Source organism: Caballeronia sp. Sq4a (assembly GCF_023170545.1).
Lineage (GTDB): Bacteria > Pseudomonadota > Gammaproteobacteria > Burkholderiales > Burkholderiaceae > Caballeronia.
Map to the genome: position 1 here is coordinate 1,280,143 of NZ_CP084250.1, position 17,653 is coordinate 1,297,795.

Genomic DNA, 17,653 nt, shown 5'->3' on the forward strand with positions numbered 1-17,653 from the left:
CATGTCCGACCGTAAAACGAGTGCTGCATCGAACGCTTCCGCCGGTTCTCTGAACGGAGCCGTCGCAGCGAGCCCCGAGTCGATCGCCGAGAACATCCGCGCCGCGATCCTCGAACACCGGCTTGCTCCCGGCGCGAAGCTGACCGAAGCGCAGTTGTGCGAAGTGTTCGACGTGAAACGCGGCCCGGTGCGCCAGGCGCTGTCGCAACTGGCAGGCGAGCGGCTCGTCGATCTCGAACCGAATCGCGGCGCGTTCGTCGCCAGTCCGTCGCTGCAGGAAGTGCACGACGTGTTCGAGATGCGACGCATCGTCGAGCTGGCTGTCGTCGAGCGCATCTGCAAAGGGCACGGCACGCGGCGGCTGAAGTCGATCGGCGCGACCATCGGGCGCGAAAGGCGAGCCTTCGAGAACCGCGATTTCTCCGCGTGGATTCGGCTGTCGGGCGAGTTCCACACCGAACTGGCCGCGCTCACCGGCAACGCCGTGCTGTGCGATTGTCTGTCCGGACTCGTCGCGCGCTCGACGCTGATCTCGGCGCTGTATGAATCGCTCGGCAAGAGCTCGTGCTCGTTCGAAGATCACGAAGCGATCCTCGCCGCGCTCGATGCCGGCGACGCCGCAAAAGCCGGGGAACTGATGGCGCAACATCTGCGCGATGTCGAATTGAAGATGCTGGAGCGGCCCGCCCGTGGCGCGGTCGATCTGAAGGAAGTATTTGCAAGGCCGGGCGAACGCGAGAAGGCGTTCGGCGCGTAGCCAAGCCGTAGCACGAACACACATGACTGGAGACCGCGTCCGCGCTGATTGCAGCGGACGCGTGGCGAGACGCGCGCGCGACCCCGTTCGCAGCATGCGCCGCACTGAACGAGACGCTCATCGATGAGCGTGCAATGAAAAGCGCCTGACGGCGAGCGAGATGGGCCGAAGCCCGCTCGCTCTCGGCACTACGCCGCAGGCGATGGAGCAAATCCGAAGAGTACCGCGCGAGCGTGGCGGCGAGCCCGTTCGCGAAGGTATCCGACGACGCTTGATCCCAAGCAATTGCCGCTTTTTCATGACGCAAGCCGCCCATCCAAGGAGAGGTCATGGCTCAGTTCAGTGCAACGCCCGGCAGTTCAGCACTGCCGCCGTATGAAACCCCGTACGAATCTTCCGAGCACGATACCGGCTTGCCGGCCGGCTACAGCGATCGTCTGTACAACGAAGATCTTGCGCCGCTCAGGAATCAGACGTGGGGCGCGTACAACATCTTCGCGTTCTGGATGTCGGACGTGCATAGCGTCGGCGGCTATGTGTTCGCGGGCAGTCTCTTCGCGCTCGGGCTGACGAGCTGGCAGGTGCTCGTGTCGCTTCTGATCGGCATCGGGCTCGTGAATCTGCTGTGCAATCTCATCGCAAAGCCCAGTCAGGTCGCGGGCGTGCCGTATCCGGTCGCGTGCCGCGCGACGTTCGGCGTGCTCGGCGCGAACATTCCCGCTGTGATTCGCGGACTGATCGCGGTGGCGTGGTATGGCATCCAGACGTATCTGGCTTCGAGCGCGCTCGTGATCGTCGTGCTGAAGTTCGTGCCTTCGCTGATGCCTTATGCGGACGTGCATCGCTACGGCTTCGTCGGGCTGTCGGCGCTCGGCTGGGCCGGCTTCATGCTGCTGTGGGTGTTGCAGGCCGTCGTGTTCTGGCGCGGCATGGAGATGATCAAGAAGTTCATCGACTTCGCGGGACCTGCCGTGTATGTCGTGATGTTCGGGCTCGCCGGATACATGGTGTGGCGCGCGGGCATCCACAACATCGGGCTGAATCTCGGCGGCGTGAAGTATCACGGCATGGAAGTCGTGCCGGTGATGATTACCGCGATCTCGCTCGTCGTCTCTTATTTCTCCGGGCCGATGCTGAACTTCGGCGACTTCTCGCGCTATTGCAAAAGCTTTCGCAGCGTGAAGCGCGGCAACTTCTGGGGGCTGCCGGTCAACTTCCTCGCGTTCTCGCTCGTGACGGTCATCACGACCGCGGCCACGTTGCCGGTGTTCGGACAACTGATTACCGATCCGGTCGAAACGGTCGGGCGCATCGATCATCCGACGGCCGTCATTCTCGGCGCGCTGACGTTCACCATCGCGACCATCGGCATCAATATCGTGGCGAACTTCGTGTCGCCGGCGTTCGACTTCTCCAACGTCGCGCCGCGTCTCATCAGCTGGCGCATGGGCGGGATGATGGCCGCGACCGCGTCGATCTTCATCACGCCGTGGAACCTGTTCAACAACCCCGCCGTGATCCACTACACGCTGGACATTCTCGGCAGCTTCATCGGACCGTTGTACGGCGTGCTGATCCTCGACTTTTATTTGCTCAAGCGCGGCAAGCTCGCGGTGAACGACCTCTACACGACGTCCGACACCGGCAAGTACTGGTACACGAAGGGGGTGAATCGCCGCGCAGTGATGGCGCTCTTGCCCGCCGCAGTCATCGCGATTCTGTGTGTGATGCTGCCTTCGCTCGAAGGCGCCTCGAACTTCTCGTGGTTCATCGGCGCGGGGCTCGGCGCGTTGTTCTACTGGATGCTGGCGGATCGCAAGCACGCGGCTTGAAGTGAAGGCAACCCGAGCCGCCGCGACACGTTGCGGCGGACGGAAAGACGCAATAAGCAGGAGACAGCAATGCGCATCAAACTGATCAACCCGAACACCACGCAGCGCATGACGGAATCGATGGCCCGCTGCGCGCGCGAGGTCGCCGCGCCGGGCACGGAAATCATCGCGGTCAGCCCGACGATGGGCCCGCCTTCCATCGAAGGTTACTACGACGAAGCCATTGCCTCGCTCGGGCTGCTCGCCGAAGTGGAGGCGGGCGAGCGGCAGGGCTTCGACGGCTACGTGATCGCGTGTTTCGGCGACCCGGCGCTGTATGCGGCGCGCGAACTGGCGCGCGGGCCGGTCATCGGCATCGCGGAAGCGGCCATGCACGCGGCGAGCGTCATCGCGCCGGGCTTCTCGGTCGTGACGACGCTGCGGCGCACGTGCGGCATGGCATGGCATCTCGCCGAGCGCTACGGCATGACGCGCTTCTGCAAGAACGTGCGTGCGACGGACGTCGCGGTGCTCGAACTCGACGAGCCGGGCTCGGCCGCGCGGCAGACGATCATCGACGAATGCTGGCGCGCGCTAGACGAAGACGGCTCGGACGCCATCGTGCTCGGCTGCGCGGGCATGGCGGAATTCTGCCGCGAAGTGGAGGACGCTATCGGCGCGCCGGTCGTCGAAGGCGTGACGGCGGCCGTCAAATGGGCCGAGGCGCTCATCGCGCTCAGGCTGCATACGGCGAAGCGCGGCGACTTCGCGCGGCCGCTCCCGAAACGCTACGACGGCGTGCTGGCCGATTTCGGCCCGCGCTGAACGCCCGAAGCGATCGACACATACCGGTGACGTGACCCGCAATATCTGCGCTGCTGTATGGGCGCATCCGGGCGTTTTCGCTACACTGAATCGTCGACATTCCGCTTCCCAACGCCCCGTTTCCTGACCCAGCCATGTCTCTAGATCCGAACTATCCACGCGACCTGATCGGCTACGGCCGCCATCCCGTGCAGGCGAACTGGCCGGGGCGTGCGCGCGTCGCCGTGCAATTCGTGCTCAATTACGAAGAAGGCGGCGAAAACTGCGTGCTGCACGGCGATCCCGGCTCCGAGCAGTTCTTGTCCGAGATCGTGGGCGCGGCGTCGTATCCGGCGCGTCACATGAGCATGGAGTCCATCTACGAATACGGCTCCCGCGCAGGCGTCTGGCGCATCTTGCGCGAATTCGAGAAGCGCGGCCTGCCGCTGACCGTGTTCGGCGTCGGCATGGCGATGGAGCGGCATCCCGAGCTTTCGCGGGCGTTCGTGGAGCTGGGGCATGAGATTGCGTGCCACGGATATCGCTGGATTCACTATCAGGACATGTCGCCGGAGCGCGAAGCGGAGCACATGCGTCTCGGCATGGAAGCCATCGAACGCGTGACGGGCGTGCGGCCGCTCGGCTGGTACACGGGCCGCGACAGTCCGAACACGCATCGGCTGGTGGCGGAATACGGCGGCTTCCTGTACGACTCGGACTACTACGGCGACGACCTGCCGTTCTGGATGGACGTCGAGCTCGGCAACGGCAAGAGCACGCCGCAACTCATCGTGCCGTACACGCTCGACACCAACGACATGCGTTTCGCCACGCCGCAAGGCTTCAATACGGGCGACCACTTCTTCACGTACCTGCGCGATGCCTTCGACGTGCTGTACGAAGAAGGCGACGAAGCGCCGAAGATGCTGTCCATCGGCATGCACTGCCGGCTGCTCGGCCGGCCGGGGCGCTTTCGCGGGCTGCAGAAGTTTCTCGATCACATTGAAAAGCACGACCGCGTCTGGGTGACGCGGCGCGTGGATATCGCGCGGCACTGGCGCGAACATCACCCTTACGATCAAACGCAGGCAGACAACGGGACGGCGGCATGAAGGCGATGCAAACCACACTCGACCAACTCAACACCATGCCCGAAGACGCGTTCGTGACCGTGCTCGCCGGCATCTTCGAGCATTCGCCGTGGGTCGCGGAGATCGCGGCTGAGAAGCGCCCGTTTTCGAGCATCGACGAATTGCACGCGACCATGTCGCAAGCGGTGGAGACGGCGGGCGAAGAGAAGCAACTCGCGCTCATCAACGCGCACCCGGAACTCGCGGGCAAGGCAGCGGTGCGCGGCGAACTGACGGCCGAATCGACGCGTGAGCAGAGCGGCGCGGGGCTGAACCTCTGCACGCAGGAAGAATTCGACAAGCTCCAGTCGCTCAACACGGCGTATCGCGAGAAGTTCGGCTTTCCGTTCATTCTCGCGGTGCGCGGCTATGACCGTCACGGCATCATCGCGAACTTCGAGGCGCGCGTGAATCACGACCGCGCCCAAGAGCTTCGCACGAGTCTCGACCAGATCTACCGGATCGCGCGCTTCAGGCTCGACGACCTGATCTGCGCCTGATCCTCCCTTGCAACGACAATAGGACGAAGACAATGGCAATTCCGACACTCGATCCCAACGCGCCCGACTTCACGCGCCGCTATGTGAATCTCGCGGACCCGCGTCTGGGCGCGCAGGCACTCGAGGCGAGCGACGATTTCTTCGCGCCGAAGGAACGCATGCTGAACCCCGAGCCGGCCGTGTTCATCCCCGGCAAGTACGACGAGCACGGCAAGTGGATGGACGGCTGGGAAACGCGCCGCAAGCGCACGACCGGCTACGACTGGTGCATCGTCAAGCTGGCGCGGCCGGGCGTGATCAAGGGCATCGATCTGGATACGAGCCACTTCACGGGCAACTTCCCGCCGGCGGCGTCGATCGAAGGCGCGCATGTCGCGGATGGCGCGCCGAGCCAGTCCACGCAATGGACGGAAATCGTGCCGTCCACGACGCTGCAGGGCAACAGCCATCATTATCTCGACGTCGCATCGGCCGAGCCGTTCACGCACTTGCGCGTGAACATCTATCCGGACGGCGGCATCGCGCGGTTGCGGGTGTACGGTCAGCCGCAGCTCGACTGGCGCAACGCGGATCGCAACGAACTGTTCGATCTCGCCGCGATGGAAAACGGCGCGTACATGGTCGGCACGAACAACCAGCACTTCGGTCTCGCGTCCACGCTGCTGATGCCGGGCCGCGGCGTCAACATGGGTGACGGCTGGGAAACGCGCCGCCGCCGGGAGCCGGGCAACGACTGGTGTATCGTCGCGCTCGCGCAGCCGGGCATCATCAAGAAAGTCGAAGTGGATACCGCGCACTTCAAGGGCAATTTCCCCGACCGCTGCTCGCTGCAGGCGGCGTATGTGAAGGGCGGCACGGACAGCTCGCTCGTCACGCAGGCCATGTTCTGGCCGGTGCTGTTGTCGGAACAGAAGCTGCAGATGGACAAGCAGCATTTCTTCGAGTCCGAACTCGCGGCGCTCGGCCCGGTCACGCACGTGCGCTTCAACATCTACCCGGACGGCGGCGTGTCGCGCCTGCGTCTTTTCGGAACGCTTGCATGATGAAGACGCTCGCGATCGAACCGTTGACGCGCGCGGCGTTCGAGCCTTTCGGCGATGTGATCGAGCTCGACGGCGCGAAGCAGATCCCGATCAACCTCGGCACGACGATCCGCTTTCACGATCTCTGCAAGGTCGACGTGACCGACGAGGGCGGCCGAACGCTCGTGAATCTCTTTCGCGGACAGCCGCGCGTGCTGCCGTTCGAAGTGAAGATGATGGAGCGTCATCCGCTGGGCTCGCAGGCGTTCATTCCGCTCGACGAGCGGCCGTATCTCGTGGTCGTGGCGCCGGCGGGAGAACTCGACGAGTCGCAGATTCGCGCGTTCGTCACGCGCGGCTGGCAGGGCGTGAATTACGCGAAAGGCGTCTGGCATCATCCGCTCATTGCGCTGGATAAGGTCAGCGATTTCATCGTCGTCGATCGCGGCGGGGAAGGCTTGAATCTGAACGAGCAGGACCTGAGAGAGTCGTTGTGGCTGACACAAGAGGCGCTGCGCTGAGTCGTCGCGCGTATTGCGCGTATTGCGCGTATTGCCCCTGGCAGTCACGGAAAGACCGGCGCAGCATGGCCGGTCTTTTTTGTTGCGCGCTACACTATGCCGCTCATCCCCGACCAAGCGACTCACGATGCCAGCACGCCAGATCGACCTACGCAGCGATACCGTCACCCGCCCGAGCCAAGCGATGCTCGCCGCCATGTCAGCCGCCGAAGTGGGCGACGACGTCTGGGGCGACGATCCCACGGTGCTCAAGCTCCAGTCAACGCTCGCGGAGCGCACCGGCAAAGAAGCGGGCCTGTTCTTTCCGAGCGGCACGCAAAGCAACCTCGCCGCGCTGATGGCGCACTGCGCGCGCGGCGACGAGTACATCGTCGGGCAGGCGGCGCATACGTACAAATACGAGGGCGGCGGGGCGGCGGTGCTCGGCAGCATTCAGCCGCAGCCTATCGAGAACGCGCCCGACGGCTCGTTGCCGCTCGAAAAGATCGCGGCGGCGATCAAGCCTATCGATGACCACTTCGCGCGTTCGCGCCTGCTCGCGCTGGAGAACACCATCGGCGGGAAAGTGCTGCCGGCCGACTACGTGGCGCAGGCGACGAAGCTGGCACGCGATCGCGGCCTCTCGACGCATCTGGACGGCGCGCGCATCTTCAACGCGGTGGTGGCGTCGGACCGGCCGGTGAGCGAGCTGTGCGCGCCGTTCGATACGGTTTCCATCTGCTTTTCGAAAGGGCTCGGCGCGCCGGTCGGGTCGGTGCTGGTCGGCAGCAAGGCGCTCGTGGATGTTGCGCACCGCTGGCGCAAGGTGCTCGGCGGCGGCATGCGGCAGGCGGGCGTGCTCGCGGCGGCGTGCCTTCATGCGCTCGATCATCATGTCGACGGGCTCGCGAAGGATCATGAGAACGCGGCGCGGCTCGCAGCGGGGCTTGCCGGCATCGACGGAATCGTGATTCAGTCGCAAGCCACCAACATGGTGTTCGCGCAAATTCCCGAGAAGCATTGCGCGCCGCTCGAAGCTTGGCTCAAGGAACGCGGCATTCTCACGCAGATGCTCTACGCATCGCGGTTCGTGACGCATCGTGATGTGTCGCGCGAAGATATCGACACAGTCATCGACGCGGTCAAAGCCTACTTCGCCGCGCAATGAGAAACGGGCCGATCGGCGCTAACCGAATCGGCCCGTCTCGCATCGGCAGCGATGCTTACTGCACCGCGCCTCCGTCAAACCATGCAGCGATCTTCTGACGCTCGGCATCCGTCATTTGCGTGACGTTGCCAAGCGGCATCGCTTTTAGCGTCACCGCCTGCTGATGCACGCGCTGCGCGTTCTGGCGAATCTCCGCGGGCGTGTCGAGCAGAACGCCTGCGGGCGCGCTGCCCATCATCGTCGGATGCGCGGAGTGGCACGCCGCGCAACGCTGCTGGATGATCGGCTGGATATCGGCGACCTTGATCGTCGGCGCGCCTGCGGCTTGCGCGACCGGCACCGTCGGCGCGGGCATCGTCCACGCGAATGCGCCGAGCACCAGCACGAGACCCGCGACCGGCATGTACCACAGCACCTGCCCACGGTGACGCATCACGAAGAACTGCCGGATCAGCGCGCCCGCCAGCATGATGAGCACGAGGATCACCCAGTTGTACTTGTGCGTGTAGGTCATCGCGTAGTGGTTGGACAGCATCGCGAAGACGACCGGCAGCGTGAAGTACGTGTTATGTACGGAACGTTGCTTGCCGCGCTTGCCGTAGATGGCGTTCGGCGTTTCGCCCTTGAGCATCGCCGCGACCATCTTGCGCTGTCCCGGAATGATGACGAAGAACACGTTCGCGGACATGATCGTCGCGATCATCGCGCCGGTGATCAGATACGCCGCGCGGCCCGAGAATACGTGACACGCGACGAACGCCGCGATCAGTACGTAGATGCCGACGCAGATGCCGAGCAGCTTGTCGTTGTGACCGAGCAGGCGGCAGAGCGAATCGTAGACGATCCAGCCGGCCATCAGAAAGCCGAGCGCCGCCGACACCGCAACGACCGGTCCCATGTCGAGCACGTTCTTGTCGATCAGATAGGTGCTCGGGGAGAGCAGATACAGCACGAAGAAGAGGCCGAAGCCGGACATCCACGTGGTATAGGACGGCCAGAACGACCAGTGCAGATTTTCCGGCATGTCCTGCGGCGCGACCGAATACTTCTGCATGTGATAGAAGCCGCCGCCGTGCACGTGCCAGAAGTCGCCGAACACGCCGCGCCGGCGCGCGTTCGGGTCCTGCGGCGGTTTCAGGCTGTTGTCGAGCGCGACGAAATAGAACGACTCGCCGATCCACGCGATCGCCACGATGACGTGCAGACAGCGCAAGACCAGGTTCAGCCAGTCGGTGATAAAGCCTTCCATGAACTCCTCCACTACCGATTCGTTATGCGCACGCCGTCGATGCGCGGCGTGCTGTGATCGCTATGTCTGGCGCGTGTTAGCTGCCGCGGGTTAGCTGCCGCGATACGTGCTGTACGCCCACGGCGAGACCAAAAGCGGCACGTGATAGTGCGCGGCGGCGTCCGCGATGCCGAAGCGCAGCACGACGCGATCGACGAAGCGCGGCTCGGGCACTTTCACGCCAAGCGCGGCGAAATATTCGCCCGCGTGAAAGACGAGTTCGTATTCGCCGGTTTCGAGTTCCGCGCCTTCGAGCAGCGGCGAGTCGCAGCGGCCGTCGTCGTTGGTCAGGGTGGTCTTGATTGCGCGCCGGGTGTCGCCGGATAGCGCGAAGAGCTCGACTTGAATATTCGCGCCGGGGCGGCCGTGCGCGGTGTCGAGGACGTGGGTGGTGAGCTTGCCCATTCGCATGTTCCTTGTGTTGTGCGATGTCCGGCTCGCGCATCGATCCGAAATCCGCACTTGGGGAACCGTGCGGCGGCGGCGGATCGAGGCTCCACGTCAGTGGCTACATACCCGTCGGCGTTTCAGATGCGCGCCGTGTACAGCATTGTAGAAATTCGAGACGCGCTGTGCGTCCGCGATAGGAAAGATAATGCCGGGCGCATGAGCGCCGCCGCTCGCGCAAAGCCACGGCGCGCGGACAACCTGCACGGCTTTTGCTGCGATGCTACCTGCGCCAAAATTCGCAAATATATCGCCGGGCTGAACTCGACTATGACGCCTGCGTGATTGCCGCCATGTTTTTGGCTGCCGACAGTGACACCGCGCGCAATCGAGCCGCGTCCCGAAGACGGCGTTCCACGCTGGGTAACCGGGGCTTTCACTGGTCCTCTTACCCTGATGCAACCCGTTTACGGAGAACATTCGATGAATGCGACACCCCGCAGCCTGCTCGTCAAGAACGCCCACATGCTGGTCACGATGGACGCAGAGCGCCGCGAAATCGCCGATGGCGGCCTGTATATCGAAGGGAACCGCATCGTCGCGGTCGGCCCGACGAGTGAGCTTCCGCAGACCGCCGACGACGTGCTCGACATGCGCGGGCATCTCGTCATTCCCGGTCTCGTCAACACGCACCACCATATGTATCAGAGCCTGACGCGGGCGGTTCCGGCCGCGCAGAACGCCGAGCTTTTCGGCTGGCTCACGAACCTCTACAAGATCTGGGCGCATCTGACGCCCGAGATGATCTCCGTCTCCACGACGACCGCGATGGCCGAACTGCTGCTCTCCGGCTGCACGACATCGAGCGATCACCTGTATATCTATCCGAACGGCAGCCGGCTCGACGACAGCATCGCGGCGGCGCGCGAGATCGGCATGCGCTTTCACGCGGCGCGCGGCAGCATGAGCGTCGGCCAGAAAGACGGCGGGCTGCCGCCGGATTCGGTCGTCGAGAAGGAAGACGCGATCCTGAAGGACTCGCAGCGCCTCATCGAGACGTATCACGACGAAGGCCGTTACGCGATGCTGCGCGTGGTCGTCGCGCCGTGCTCGCCGTTTTCGGTGAGCCGCGAGTTGATGCGCGATTCCGCGGCGCTCGCGCGTCGGTATGGCGTGTCGCTGCACACGCATCTGGCCGAAAACGTGAACGATGTCGCGTACAGCCGCGAAAAGTTCGGCATGACGCCGGCCGAATATGCCGAAGACCTGGGCTGGGTCGGCCACGACGTGTGGCATGCGCATTGTGTCCAGCTCGACAAGCCGGGTATCGAGCTTTTCGCGCGCACGGGAACGGGCGTGGCGCACTGTCCGTGCTCGAACATGCGGCTCGCGTCCGGCATCGCGCCGATCCGCGCGATGCGCGACGCGGGCGTGGCGGTCGGGCTCGGCGTGGACGGCTCGGCATCGAACGATGGCGCGCAAATGGTCGCCGAAGTGCGGCAGGCGCTTTTGCTCCAGCGCGTCGGCTTCGGACCGGACGCGATGACCGCGCGCGAAGCGCTCGAAATCGCGACGCTCGGCGGGGCGAAGGTACTGAACCGCGACGACATCGGCGCGCTCGCGCCCGGCATGGCGGCGGATTTCGTCTCATTCGATCTGTCGCAGCCGGCGTTCGCGGGCGCGCTGCACGATCCCGTCGCGGCGCTCGTGTTCTGCGCGCCGTCGCAGGTCGCGACGAGCGTCATCGACGGGAAAGTGGTCGTGAAGGAAGGGCGCTTGATGACGGTGGATCTGCGCGCGGTCGTGGAGCGGCATAACGCGCTGGCGGGCGAACTGGCGAATGCGGCGCAGTGAAGGCGCGATCCGCGCCTCAAGGCGAGGCGCGCGCCTTCGCGGGTCGTGACGAGTGTCATCGACCGAAAAGCGGTCGTGAAAGAGGGTGCCTGACGACTGTGGTTCTGCGCGCGGTCTTCGAGCGGCACAACCTGCTGGCGCGCGAACTGGCGAATGGCGCCTGACGACGGTAAATTTGCGCGCGGCGGTCGACCGGCGCAACACACTGCCGCCCGAACTGGCGAACGCGGCGCACTGAGGGCGAATGCGCCTGCGATCAGGTCAAGGCTGGTCGATCAGCGAGCGCGTCGCCTCGGCGACGAGACTGCGCAGCCAGCGAACTTCGTCGGAGTAGTGACACCGCTCATGCCAAAGCTGGTAATACTGCATGGGCGGGAAGTCGAGCGGCGCGGGCACCACCGCGAGCGGCAGGAACTTCGCGTAATGGGCGGCGAAGAGGCGCGTGGTCGTGAACACGAGGTCCGACTTGATCAGCACGTAAGGCGCAAGATTGAAGTACGGCAGCGTCACGACGACATGGCGCTTCAGGCGTTCGCGCGCCAGATGCACGTCGATTGCTCCGCGCTGACCGACGGAATAGGGCGTCGGCGCGAGGTGCGGCGCGTTGAGATACTGATCGAGCGTGAGCCCGCCGCGCTTCGCGAACGGATGCGTGTTGCTGACGAGACACACGATCTTGTCGACGAAGAGATTCGACAGATGCAGTTGCTCGGGCGGTTCCGGCCAGTTGCCGACGACGATATCGAGCTTGCCGTCTTCGAGCGCCAGTTCGTAATCGAACGCGGGGCCGAGCGAATGGAACTCGAGCGTCGCGTTCGGCGCGGCCTGCCGGAAACGCTCGACGACCGTCGGCACGAAGAGCACGTTCAGATAGTCGGGACAGCCGATGCGATAGCACCGCACGGACGTCGAAGGGTCGAAGTTGTGCTGCTGGACCTTGATCCGCTCGATCTCGCGCAGCGCGTTCTGCGTCGGTTCGAGCAGGCGCAGGCCGTATTCGGTCGGCACCATGCCGGATTTGCCGCGCACGAGCAGCGGGTCGCCGGTGATGTCGCGCAGGCGGCGCAGCGCGGCGCTGATGGCGGGTTGCGACTGATTGAGCTTGACGGCCGCGCGGGTGACGCTGCGTTCCATCAGCAAGGTATGCAAGACGCGCAATAAGTACGTATCGATCGCCTCGCGTTGCTGACTCATGTTATCTCCACTATATGTTCTGGCTGATCGACGGTGGGGTACAACATATCATTTTTAATATGACATAGACTTTGCGTCAAGGTGTGGCTAACCCGCAAATACTGGCTCGGCGGGGAGTTGCGCTAATTTTGAGTTATCGACTTAGCGTCTCGAATTCTGTAAATTCTGCCCGCGATATGAGTTCGTGCGACAACCGGTGTCTTGCGCTCGCTCTCGCGGTAATCCTTTCCAGTCCGGCCTGCTCGGTGGCCGGGCGCTTATTCAGAGCTCAATGGGCGACGCCATTCAAAAGTCGACAACGCCACCGCGCCTGGCGTTGTCCGGCATCAGCAAGCAGTACCCGTCCGTCAAGGCCAACGACGGCGTGAATCTCGTCGTCATGCCGGGCGAGATCCACGCGGTGCTCGGCGAAAACGGCGCGGGCAAGTCCACGCTGATGAAGATCATCTACGGCGCGGTGCGCCCGGACGAAGGCGAAATCCGCTGGCAGGGCGAGACAGTCGACATCGGCAGTCCGGCCGCGGCGCGCAAGCTCGGCATCGGCATGGTGTTTCAGCACTTCTCGCTGTTCGAAACGCTGACGGTCGCCGAAAATATCGCGCTCGCGCTCGACGAGAAGTTCGACATGAAGGCGCTTTCGAAGCGCATTCGCGACGTGTCGAAGGACTACGGGCTCGATGTCGATCCGCAGCGGCACGTTCATAGCCTAACGGTGGGCGAGCGGCAGCGCGTGGAGATCGTGCGATGCCTCTTGCAGAATCCGCGGCTGCTGATCATGGACGAGCCGACTTCCGTGCTCACGCCGCAGGCTGTGCAGAAGCTCTTTACGGTGCTGCGCCGACTCGCCGCCGAGGGCTGCAGCATTCTCTATATCAGCCACAAGCTCGACGAGATCCAGGCGCTTTGCGAGAACGCCACCGTGATGCGCGGCGGCCGCGTGACCGGCAATGTCGATCCGCGCAAGGAAACGCATGCGTCGCTCGCGCAGTTGATGGTCGGTCATTCGCTGCCCGACTACACGCGCCGTGCCCACACGCCGGGCGATGCGCTGCTCGCGGTCAGTAATCTTTCGGTGGCGAGTCCGGACCCGTTCGGGACGTCGCTGCAGAACGTGTCGTTCGAGGTGCGCGCGGGCGAAATCTTCGGCATCGCGGGCGTCTCGGGCAATGGCCAGGCGGAACTGCTCGCCGCGCTGTCGGGCGAGATTCGCGATCGCCACGTCGCGACCGATGCCGTGTCGATCTGCGGCACGCCCGCGGCGCGGCTCACGGCGGGCGCGCGGCGGCGGCTCGGCTTTGCGTTCGTGCCGGAAGAACGGCTCGGGCGCGGCGCGGTCCCGGCGATGTCGCTCGCGGAAAACGGTCTGCTGACCGCGCATCGGCAACAGATGGTGCGCGGCGGCTGGATTCGCGCGGGCGCGGTGCGCAGCTTCGCTGACCGCTGCATTCAGGCGTTCGACGTGCGCTGCGGCGGCAGTGGCGCGCTCGCGCAGAGCCTGTCGGGCGGCAACTTGCAGAAGTTCATTGTCGGACGCGAGATTTTGCAGGCGCCGAAGGTGCTCGTCGTCGCGCAGCCGACCTGGGGCGTCGATGTCGGCGCGGCCGGTTTCATCCGCCAGCAATTGCTCGATCTCGCATCGCGCGGCGTCGCCATTCTCGTGATCTCGGAAGAGCTCGAAGAACTGTTCGACATTTGCGACCGGCTCGCGGTGCTCGCGCGCGGCAAGCTCTCGCCGGTGCGCGCGACGGGCGAGACGAACGCCGAGGAAATCGGCCTCTTCATGGCGGGGCTCTTCGAAGGCAAGCGCGCGGCCGCGGCCGAACTGGATTCTTTGAGCAAATAAGCATGATCTTTCCCTATCGACTCGAAGCGCGCCCGACGCCCTCGCGCGCCATGCAGCTTGCGGTTCCGGTCGTGGCGGCCGTCGCGACGCTGGTCATCGGCTTCCTGATCTTCGGCGTCGTCGGCCAGGACCCGCTGCGCGCGATGCACGCGTTCTTCATCGAGCCGCTCTCGACCGTGAACGGCTGGTCCGAACTCGTGCTGAAGGCGTCGCCGTTGTGCCTGATCGGACTCGGGCTCGCGGTCGGCTATCGCGCGAACGTGTGGAATATCGGCGCGGAAGGGCAGATGCTGCTCGGCGGCATCGTCGCGGGCGGCATTGCGATACACGTCGGCGATGCATCCGGCTGGTGGACGCTGCCGCTCATGGTGATCGGCGGCATCGCGGGCGGCATGCTGTGGGCCGCGATTCCGGCGTTGCTCAAAAGCCGCTTCAACACCAACGAGATTCTCACGAGCCTGATGCTCACGTACGTCGCGACGCAACTGCTGATCTATCTCGTGAGCGGCCCGTGGCGCGACCCGGAAGGCATGAACTTCCCGATTTCCGCGATGTTCGTCGACGACGCCTTGTTCCCGCGTCTCTACGGCGACTGGCACTGGAGCTTCCTGAAGGGCACGCGCATTAACGCGTCGGTGTTTCTGACGGTGATCGCGATTCCGCTCATCTGGCTTTTCGTGCGCAAGAGTTTCGCGGGCTTCCGGATGAACGTCGGCGGCCTCGCGCCGCTCGCCGCGCGCTACGCGGGCTTCTCGGACAAGAAGACCATCTGGACTTCACTGCTGCTTTCCGGCGGACTCGCGGGTCTCGCGGGCGTGGGCGAAGTCGCGGGACCGATCGGGCAGCTTCAGGCCGGCTGGTCGCCGGGCTACGGCTTCACCGCGATCATCGTCGTATTCGTCGGGCGGCTGCATCCGGTGGGAATCGTGCTCGCGAGTCTGTTGATGGCGCTGCTGTATCTCGGCGGTGAAGCGGTGCAGACATCGCTGCAATTGCCGCAGGCGCTCGCGGGCGTGTTTCAGGGGCTGCTGCTGTTTTGTCTGCTCGGCTGCGATCTGTTCGTGAACTACCGCATCAGGCGCAGGACCCCGGCGCACCGCGCTGCTTGAGACCGCATAAGAGAACTCGAAGATGGATATCAATCAAGCCAGCAATCTCGCATCGAGCGCGGTCATCGCGGCCATTCCGCTGATGTACGCGGGCGCGGGCGAACTCGTCGCGGAGAAGTCGGGCGTGCTCAACCTGGGCGTCGAAGGCATGATGCTGATGGGCGCGGTCACGGGCTACGCGGTCACGTCGATCACGGGCAGTCCGTGGCTCGGCATCGTCGCGTCGGTGTTCGCCGGGCTCGCGATGGCGCTGCTCTTCGGCTTCCTCACCATCACCATGCTTGCGAATCAGGTCGCCACGGGCCTGTCGCTGACGATCTTCGGCATCGGATTCTCGGCGTATGTCGGCAAGCCGTACACGTCGGCCGCGGTGCGCGCGACCATCGACGTGGTGCCGATTCCCGGCCTCTCGTCGATTCCCGTTCTCGGCCCGGCGATCTTCTCGCTGACGCCGCTCGGCTACCTGGCGTTCTTCATGTTCGCGGTGATCGGCTGGTTCCTGTACAAGACCCGCGCGGGGCTCGTGCTGCGCTCGGTCGGCGAATCGCCGGCGGTGGCGCATTCGGTCGGCTTCCCGGTGGTCGGCGTGCGTTACGGCGCGACCCTTTTCGGCGGCGGCATGGCGGGCATCGCGGGCGGCTACTACTCGATCGTCTATCTGCATGTCTGGCAGGAGCAACTGACCTCAGGCCGCGGCTGGATCGCGCTCGCGCTCGTCGTCTTCGCGACGTGGCGGCCGGGGCGTCTCCTGATCGGCGCACTGCTGTTCGGCGCGGTGATGGCGCTGCAGTTCTACGCGCAGGCCATCGGCGTGCCGGTGCCGACGCAGTTCCTCGCGATGCTGCCGTATATCGCGACCATCGTCGTGCTCGTGTTGATCTCGCGCAACCCGAACACGATCAAGCTCAACGCGCCTGCATCGCTCGGCAAGCCGTTTTTCGCAGCGAGTTGAAGCGCGTGGCGCGCCGGCATTTTGCATTCGCGGTACCGCATGCAAAGTGCCGCATTCAATTCGCGCGGTCGGTGTGTTGTTCCGCCACCGCACCGCGCGCGCCTGAGTTCCGCCGCGTTTTTTGGCCGACGAAACTTCAGGCGAACCGTTTTCCGTTTTGCATACAACATCCAAAGAGGAGCATCACGATGCAGAAAACCTGGCTGAAGGCGATCACGGCCACTGTCGCGCTCTCCGCGACGCTCGCCGCCGCGAGTGCGCAAGCCGCCGACGCCCCCGGCGTCGCCTTCGTCTATCTCGGCAATCCGGGCGATGCGGGCTGGACCTTCGCGCACGACGCCGGCAGCAAGGAAGCCGAAGCGAAGTTCGGCAACAAGATCAAGATCACGCGCGTCGAGAACGTGCCGGAATCCGCGGACTCCGAACGCGTGTTCCGCGATCTGGCTAACAAGGGCAACAAGGTCATCTTCGGCACGAGCTTCGGCTATCAGGACTTCCAGCTGAAGGTCGCGAAGGACTTTCCCGACACGATCTTCCTGACCGCGACGGGCTTCAAGAAGGCGAAAAACTTCGGCACATACGACGTGCGCATGTATCAGGGCGCGTACCTCGCGGGCGTCGCGGCGGCCTATGTGACGAAGACGAATACGCTCGGCTTCGTCGCGTCGGTTCCGATTCCCGAAGTGGTCCGCAACATCAACGCGTACACCTTGGGCGCGCGTTCGGTGAATCCGAAGATCCATACGAAGGTGATCTGGATCAATAGCTGGTTCGATCCGGGCAAGGAAAAGCAGGCGGCCGAGACGCTGATCGGACAGGGCGCGGACGTGCTGCTGCAAAACACCGATTCGAACGCGACGCTCAACACCGCGAACGAAAAGCATGTGCATGCGTTCGGCTGGGATTCGAACATGAAGAAGTTCGGCCCGGACGCGCATCTCGGCTCGGTGGTCGCGCATTGGGGCGTGTACTACAACGACGTGATTCAGAAGGTGCTCGACGGCAAATGGAAGAACGATCCGGTCTGGCTCGGCATCCCGCAGAAGGCCGTGGACCTGGAGGATCTGAACACCGGCGCGATTCCGGCGAAGGCGGTGCAGGCTGTTGCCGCCAAGCGTGACGAACTGCACTCGGGCAAGTGGGATGTATTCAGCGGCCCGATCAAGGATCAGTCGGGCGCGGAGAAGGTGCCGACGGGCAAGACGCTGACGGATCCGGAGCTGCAGCGTATCAACTGGTATGTGGAAGGCGTGGACGGGTCGCTGCCGAAGTAAGGCGCGTCGTCAGCCGAAACGAAAACCGCGCCCGAGGGCGCGGTTTTCACTTATGGCATG

Annotated in this window: 16 protein-coding genes; 13 read left to right on the plus strand and 3 right to left on the minus strand. The window is 64.3% G+C overall.

Annotated features, from left to right (window positions below; genetic code table 11):
• Position 1: 1 nt before the first annotated feature.
• The 8 genes from LDZ24_RS06070 to ltaE all read left to right on the plus strand — a co-directional run bounded on the left by LDZ24_RS06070 (position 2) and on the right by ltaE (position 7,692).
• A complete protein-coding gene (locus tag LDZ24_RS06070; RefSeq protein WP_248322124.1) occupies positions 2–757 on the plus strand; it encodes a GntR family transcriptional regulator in 756 nt (251 codons plus the stop codon).
• Positions 758–1,086: 329 nt separating this feature from the next.
• On the plus strand, positions 1,087–2,589 hold the full coding sequence (locus LDZ24_RS06075; protein WP_248322125.1) for an NCS1 family nucleobase:cation symporter-1: 1,503 nt from the start codon (positions 1,087–1,089) through the stop codon (positions 2,587–2,589).
• Positions 2,590–2,658: 69 nt separating this feature from the next.
• Positions 2,659–3,393 (plus strand): aspartate/glutamate racemase family protein, encoded by a 735-nt coding sequence (locus tag LDZ24_RS06080; RefSeq protein WP_248322126.1) that lies wholly within the window; start codon positions 2,659–2,661, stop codon positions 3,391–3,393.
• 134 nt (positions 3,394–3,527) lie between these two features.
• Positions 3,528–4,484 (plus strand): allantoinase PuuE, encoded by a 957-nt coding sequence (gene puuE, locus LDZ24_RS06085; RefSeq protein ID WP_206468054.1) that lies wholly within the window; start codon positions 3,528–3,530, stop codon positions 4,482–4,484.
• A complete protein-coding gene (gene uraD / locus LDZ24_RS06090; RefSeq protein WP_248322127.1) occupies positions 4,481–5,002 on the plus strand; it encodes a 2-oxo-4-hydroxy-4-carboxy-5-ureidoimidazoline decarboxylase in 522 nt (173 codons plus the stop codon). Before puuE ends, uraD begins: the two co-directional genes overlap by 4 nt.
• Before the next feature lie 32 nt (positions 5,003–5,034).
• Entirely contained in the window at positions 5,035–6,045 is a 1,011-nt protein-coding gene (gene alc / locus LDZ24_RS06095; protein WP_175940172.1) for an allantoicase, read from the plus strand.
• Positions 6,045–6,545 (plus strand): ureidoglycolate lyase, encoded by a 501-nt coding sequence (locus LDZ24_RS06100; protein ID WP_248322284.1) that lies wholly within the window; start codon positions 6,045–6,047, stop codon positions 6,543–6,545. The genes alc and LDZ24_RS06100 overlap by 1 nt, the downstream gene beginning before the upstream one ends.
• Before the next feature lie 127 nt (positions 6,546–6,672).
• Entirely contained in the window at positions 6,673–7,692 is a 1,020-nt protein-coding gene (ltaE, locus tag LDZ24_RS06105) for a low-specificity L-threonine aldolase (protein WP_248322128.1), read from the plus strand.
• A 55-nt stretch (positions 7,693–7,747) separates the two neighbouring features.
• Here the strand turns inward: ltaE and LDZ24_RS06110 are convergent, their stop codons facing one another.
• Together LDZ24_RS06110 and uraH are read right to left on the minus strand one after the other, a co-directional pair.
• On the minus strand, positions 7,748–8,941 hold the full coding sequence (locus LDZ24_RS06110; protein ID WP_175940174.1) for a urate hydroxylase PuuD: 1,194 nt from the start codon (positions 8,939–8,941) through the stop codon (positions 7,748–7,750).
• Positions 8,942–9,031: 90 nt separating this feature from the next.
• On the minus strand, positions 9,032–9,385 hold the full coding sequence (gene uraH / locus LDZ24_RS06115) for a hydroxyisourate hydrolase (RefSeq protein WP_248322129.1): 354 nt from the start codon (positions 9,383–9,385) through the stop codon (positions 9,032–9,034).
• Positions 9,386–9,850: 465 nt separating this feature from the next.
• On the opposite strand from uraH, the gene LDZ24_RS06120 reads away from it, so the two are divergent.
• Positions 9,851–11,221, plus strand: a complete 1,371-nt coding sequence (locus LDZ24_RS06120; protein WP_248322130.1) for an 8-oxoguanine deaminase — start codon at positions 9,851–9,853, stop codon at positions 11,219–11,221.
• A gap of 261 nt (positions 11,222–11,482) precedes the next feature.
• Here LDZ24_RS06120 and LDZ24_RS06125 read toward each other — a convergent pair whose 3' ends face one another.
• Positions 11,483–12,415, minus strand: a complete 933-nt coding sequence (locus LDZ24_RS06125) for a LysR substrate-binding domain-containing protein (protein ID WP_175940178.1) — start codon at positions 12,413–12,415, stop codon at positions 11,483–11,485.
• Positions 12,416–12,686: 271 nt separating this feature from the next.
• Between LDZ24_RS06125 and LDZ24_RS06130 the strand changes: the two genes are divergently transcribed.
• From LDZ24_RS06130 to LDZ24_RS06145, 4 genes are all read left to right on the plus strand, one after another.
• On the plus strand, positions 12,687–14,258 hold the full coding sequence (locus tag LDZ24_RS06130) for an ABC transporter ATP-binding protein (protein WP_248322131.1): 1,572 nt from the start codon (positions 12,687–12,689) through the stop codon (positions 14,256–14,258).
• 2 nt (positions 14,259–14,260) lie between these two features.
• Positions 14,261–15,367 (plus strand): ABC transporter permease, encoded by a 1,107-nt coding sequence (locus LDZ24_RS06135; RefSeq protein ID WP_248322132.1) that lies wholly within the window; start codon positions 14,261–14,263, stop codon positions 15,365–15,367.
• Between the two features lie 22 nt (positions 15,368–15,389).
• A complete protein-coding gene (locus LDZ24_RS06140; RefSeq protein WP_248322133.1) occupies positions 15,390–16,319 on the plus strand; it encodes an ABC transporter permease in 930 nt (309 codons plus the stop codon).
• A gap of 188 nt (positions 16,320–16,507) precedes the next feature.
• Positions 16,508–17,593 carry a BMP family ABC transporter substrate-binding protein gene (locus LDZ24_RS06145; protein ID WP_248322134.1) on the plus strand — a complete coding sequence of 362 codons (1,086 nt, stop codon included), beginning with the start codon at positions 16,508–16,510 and terminating at the stop codon, positions 17,591–17,593.
• Positions 17,594–17,653 lie beyond the last annotated feature (60 nt).

What these genes read in the sequence shown, in the direction of transcription:
- LDZ24_RS06070 (WP_248322124.1), top strand. Translation starts at nt 2, where the DNA reads ATGTCCGACCGTAAAACGAGTGCTGCATCGAACGCTTCCGCCGGTTCT.
- LDZ24_RS06075 (WP_248322125.1), top strand. Translation starts at nt 1,087, where the DNA reads ATGGCTCAGTTCAGTGCAACGCCCGGCAGTTCAGCACTGCCGCCGTAT.
- LDZ24_RS06080 (WP_248322126.1), top strand. Translation starts at nt 2,659, where the DNA reads ATGCGCATCAAACTGATCAACCCGAACACCACGCAGCGCATGACGGAA.
- puuE (WP_206468054.1), top strand. Translation starts at nt 3,528, where the DNA reads ATGTCTCTAGATCCGAACTATCCACGCGACCTGATCGGCTACGGCCGC.
- uraD (WP_248322127.1), top strand. Translation starts at nt 4,481, where the DNA reads ATGAAGGCGATGCAAACCACACTCGACCAACTCAACACCATGCCCGAA.
- alc (WP_175940172.1), top strand. Translation starts at nt 5,035, where the DNA reads ATGGCAATTCCGACACTCGATCCCAACGCGCCCGACTTCACGCGCCGC.
- LDZ24_RS06100 (WP_248322284.1), top strand. Translation starts at nt 6,045, where the DNA reads ATGAAGACGCTCGCGATCGAACCGTTGACGCGCGCGGCGTTCGAGCCT.
- ltaE (WP_248322128.1), top strand. Translation starts at nt 6,673, where the DNA reads ATGCCAGCACGCCAGATCGACCTACGCAGCGATACCGTCACCCGCCCG.
- LDZ24_RS06110 (WP_175940174.1), bottom strand. Translation starts at nt 8,941, where the DNA reads ATGGAAGGCTTTATCACCGACTGGCTGAACCTGGTCTTGCGCTGTCTG.
- uraH (WP_248322129.1), bottom strand. Translation starts at nt 9,385, where the DNA reads ATGGGCAAGCTCACCACCCACGTCCTCGACACCGCGCACGGCCGCCCC.
- LDZ24_RS06120 (WP_248322130.1), top strand. Translation starts at nt 9,851, where the DNA reads ATGAATGCGACACCCCGCAGCCTGCTCGTCAAGAACGCCCACATGCTG.
- LDZ24_RS06125 (WP_175940178.1), bottom strand. Translation starts at nt 12,415, where the DNA reads ATGAGTCAGCAACGCGAGGCGATCGATACGTACTTATTGCGCGTCTTG.
- LDZ24_RS06130 (WP_248322131.1), top strand. Translation starts at nt 12,687, where the DNA reads ATGGGCGACGCCATTCAAAAGTCGACAACGCCACCGCGCCTGGCGTTG.
- LDZ24_RS06135 (WP_248322132.1), top strand. Translation starts at nt 14,261, where the DNA reads ATGATCTTTCCCTATCGACTCGAAGCGCGCCCGACGCCCTCGCGCGCC.
- LDZ24_RS06140 (WP_248322133.1), top strand. Translation starts at nt 15,390, where the DNA reads ATGGATATCAATCAAGCCAGCAATCTCGCATCGAGCGCGGTCATCGCG.
- LDZ24_RS06145 (WP_248322134.1), top strand. Translation starts at nt 16,508, where the DNA reads ATGCAGAAAACCTGGCTGAAGGCGATCACGGCCACTGTCGCGCTCTCC.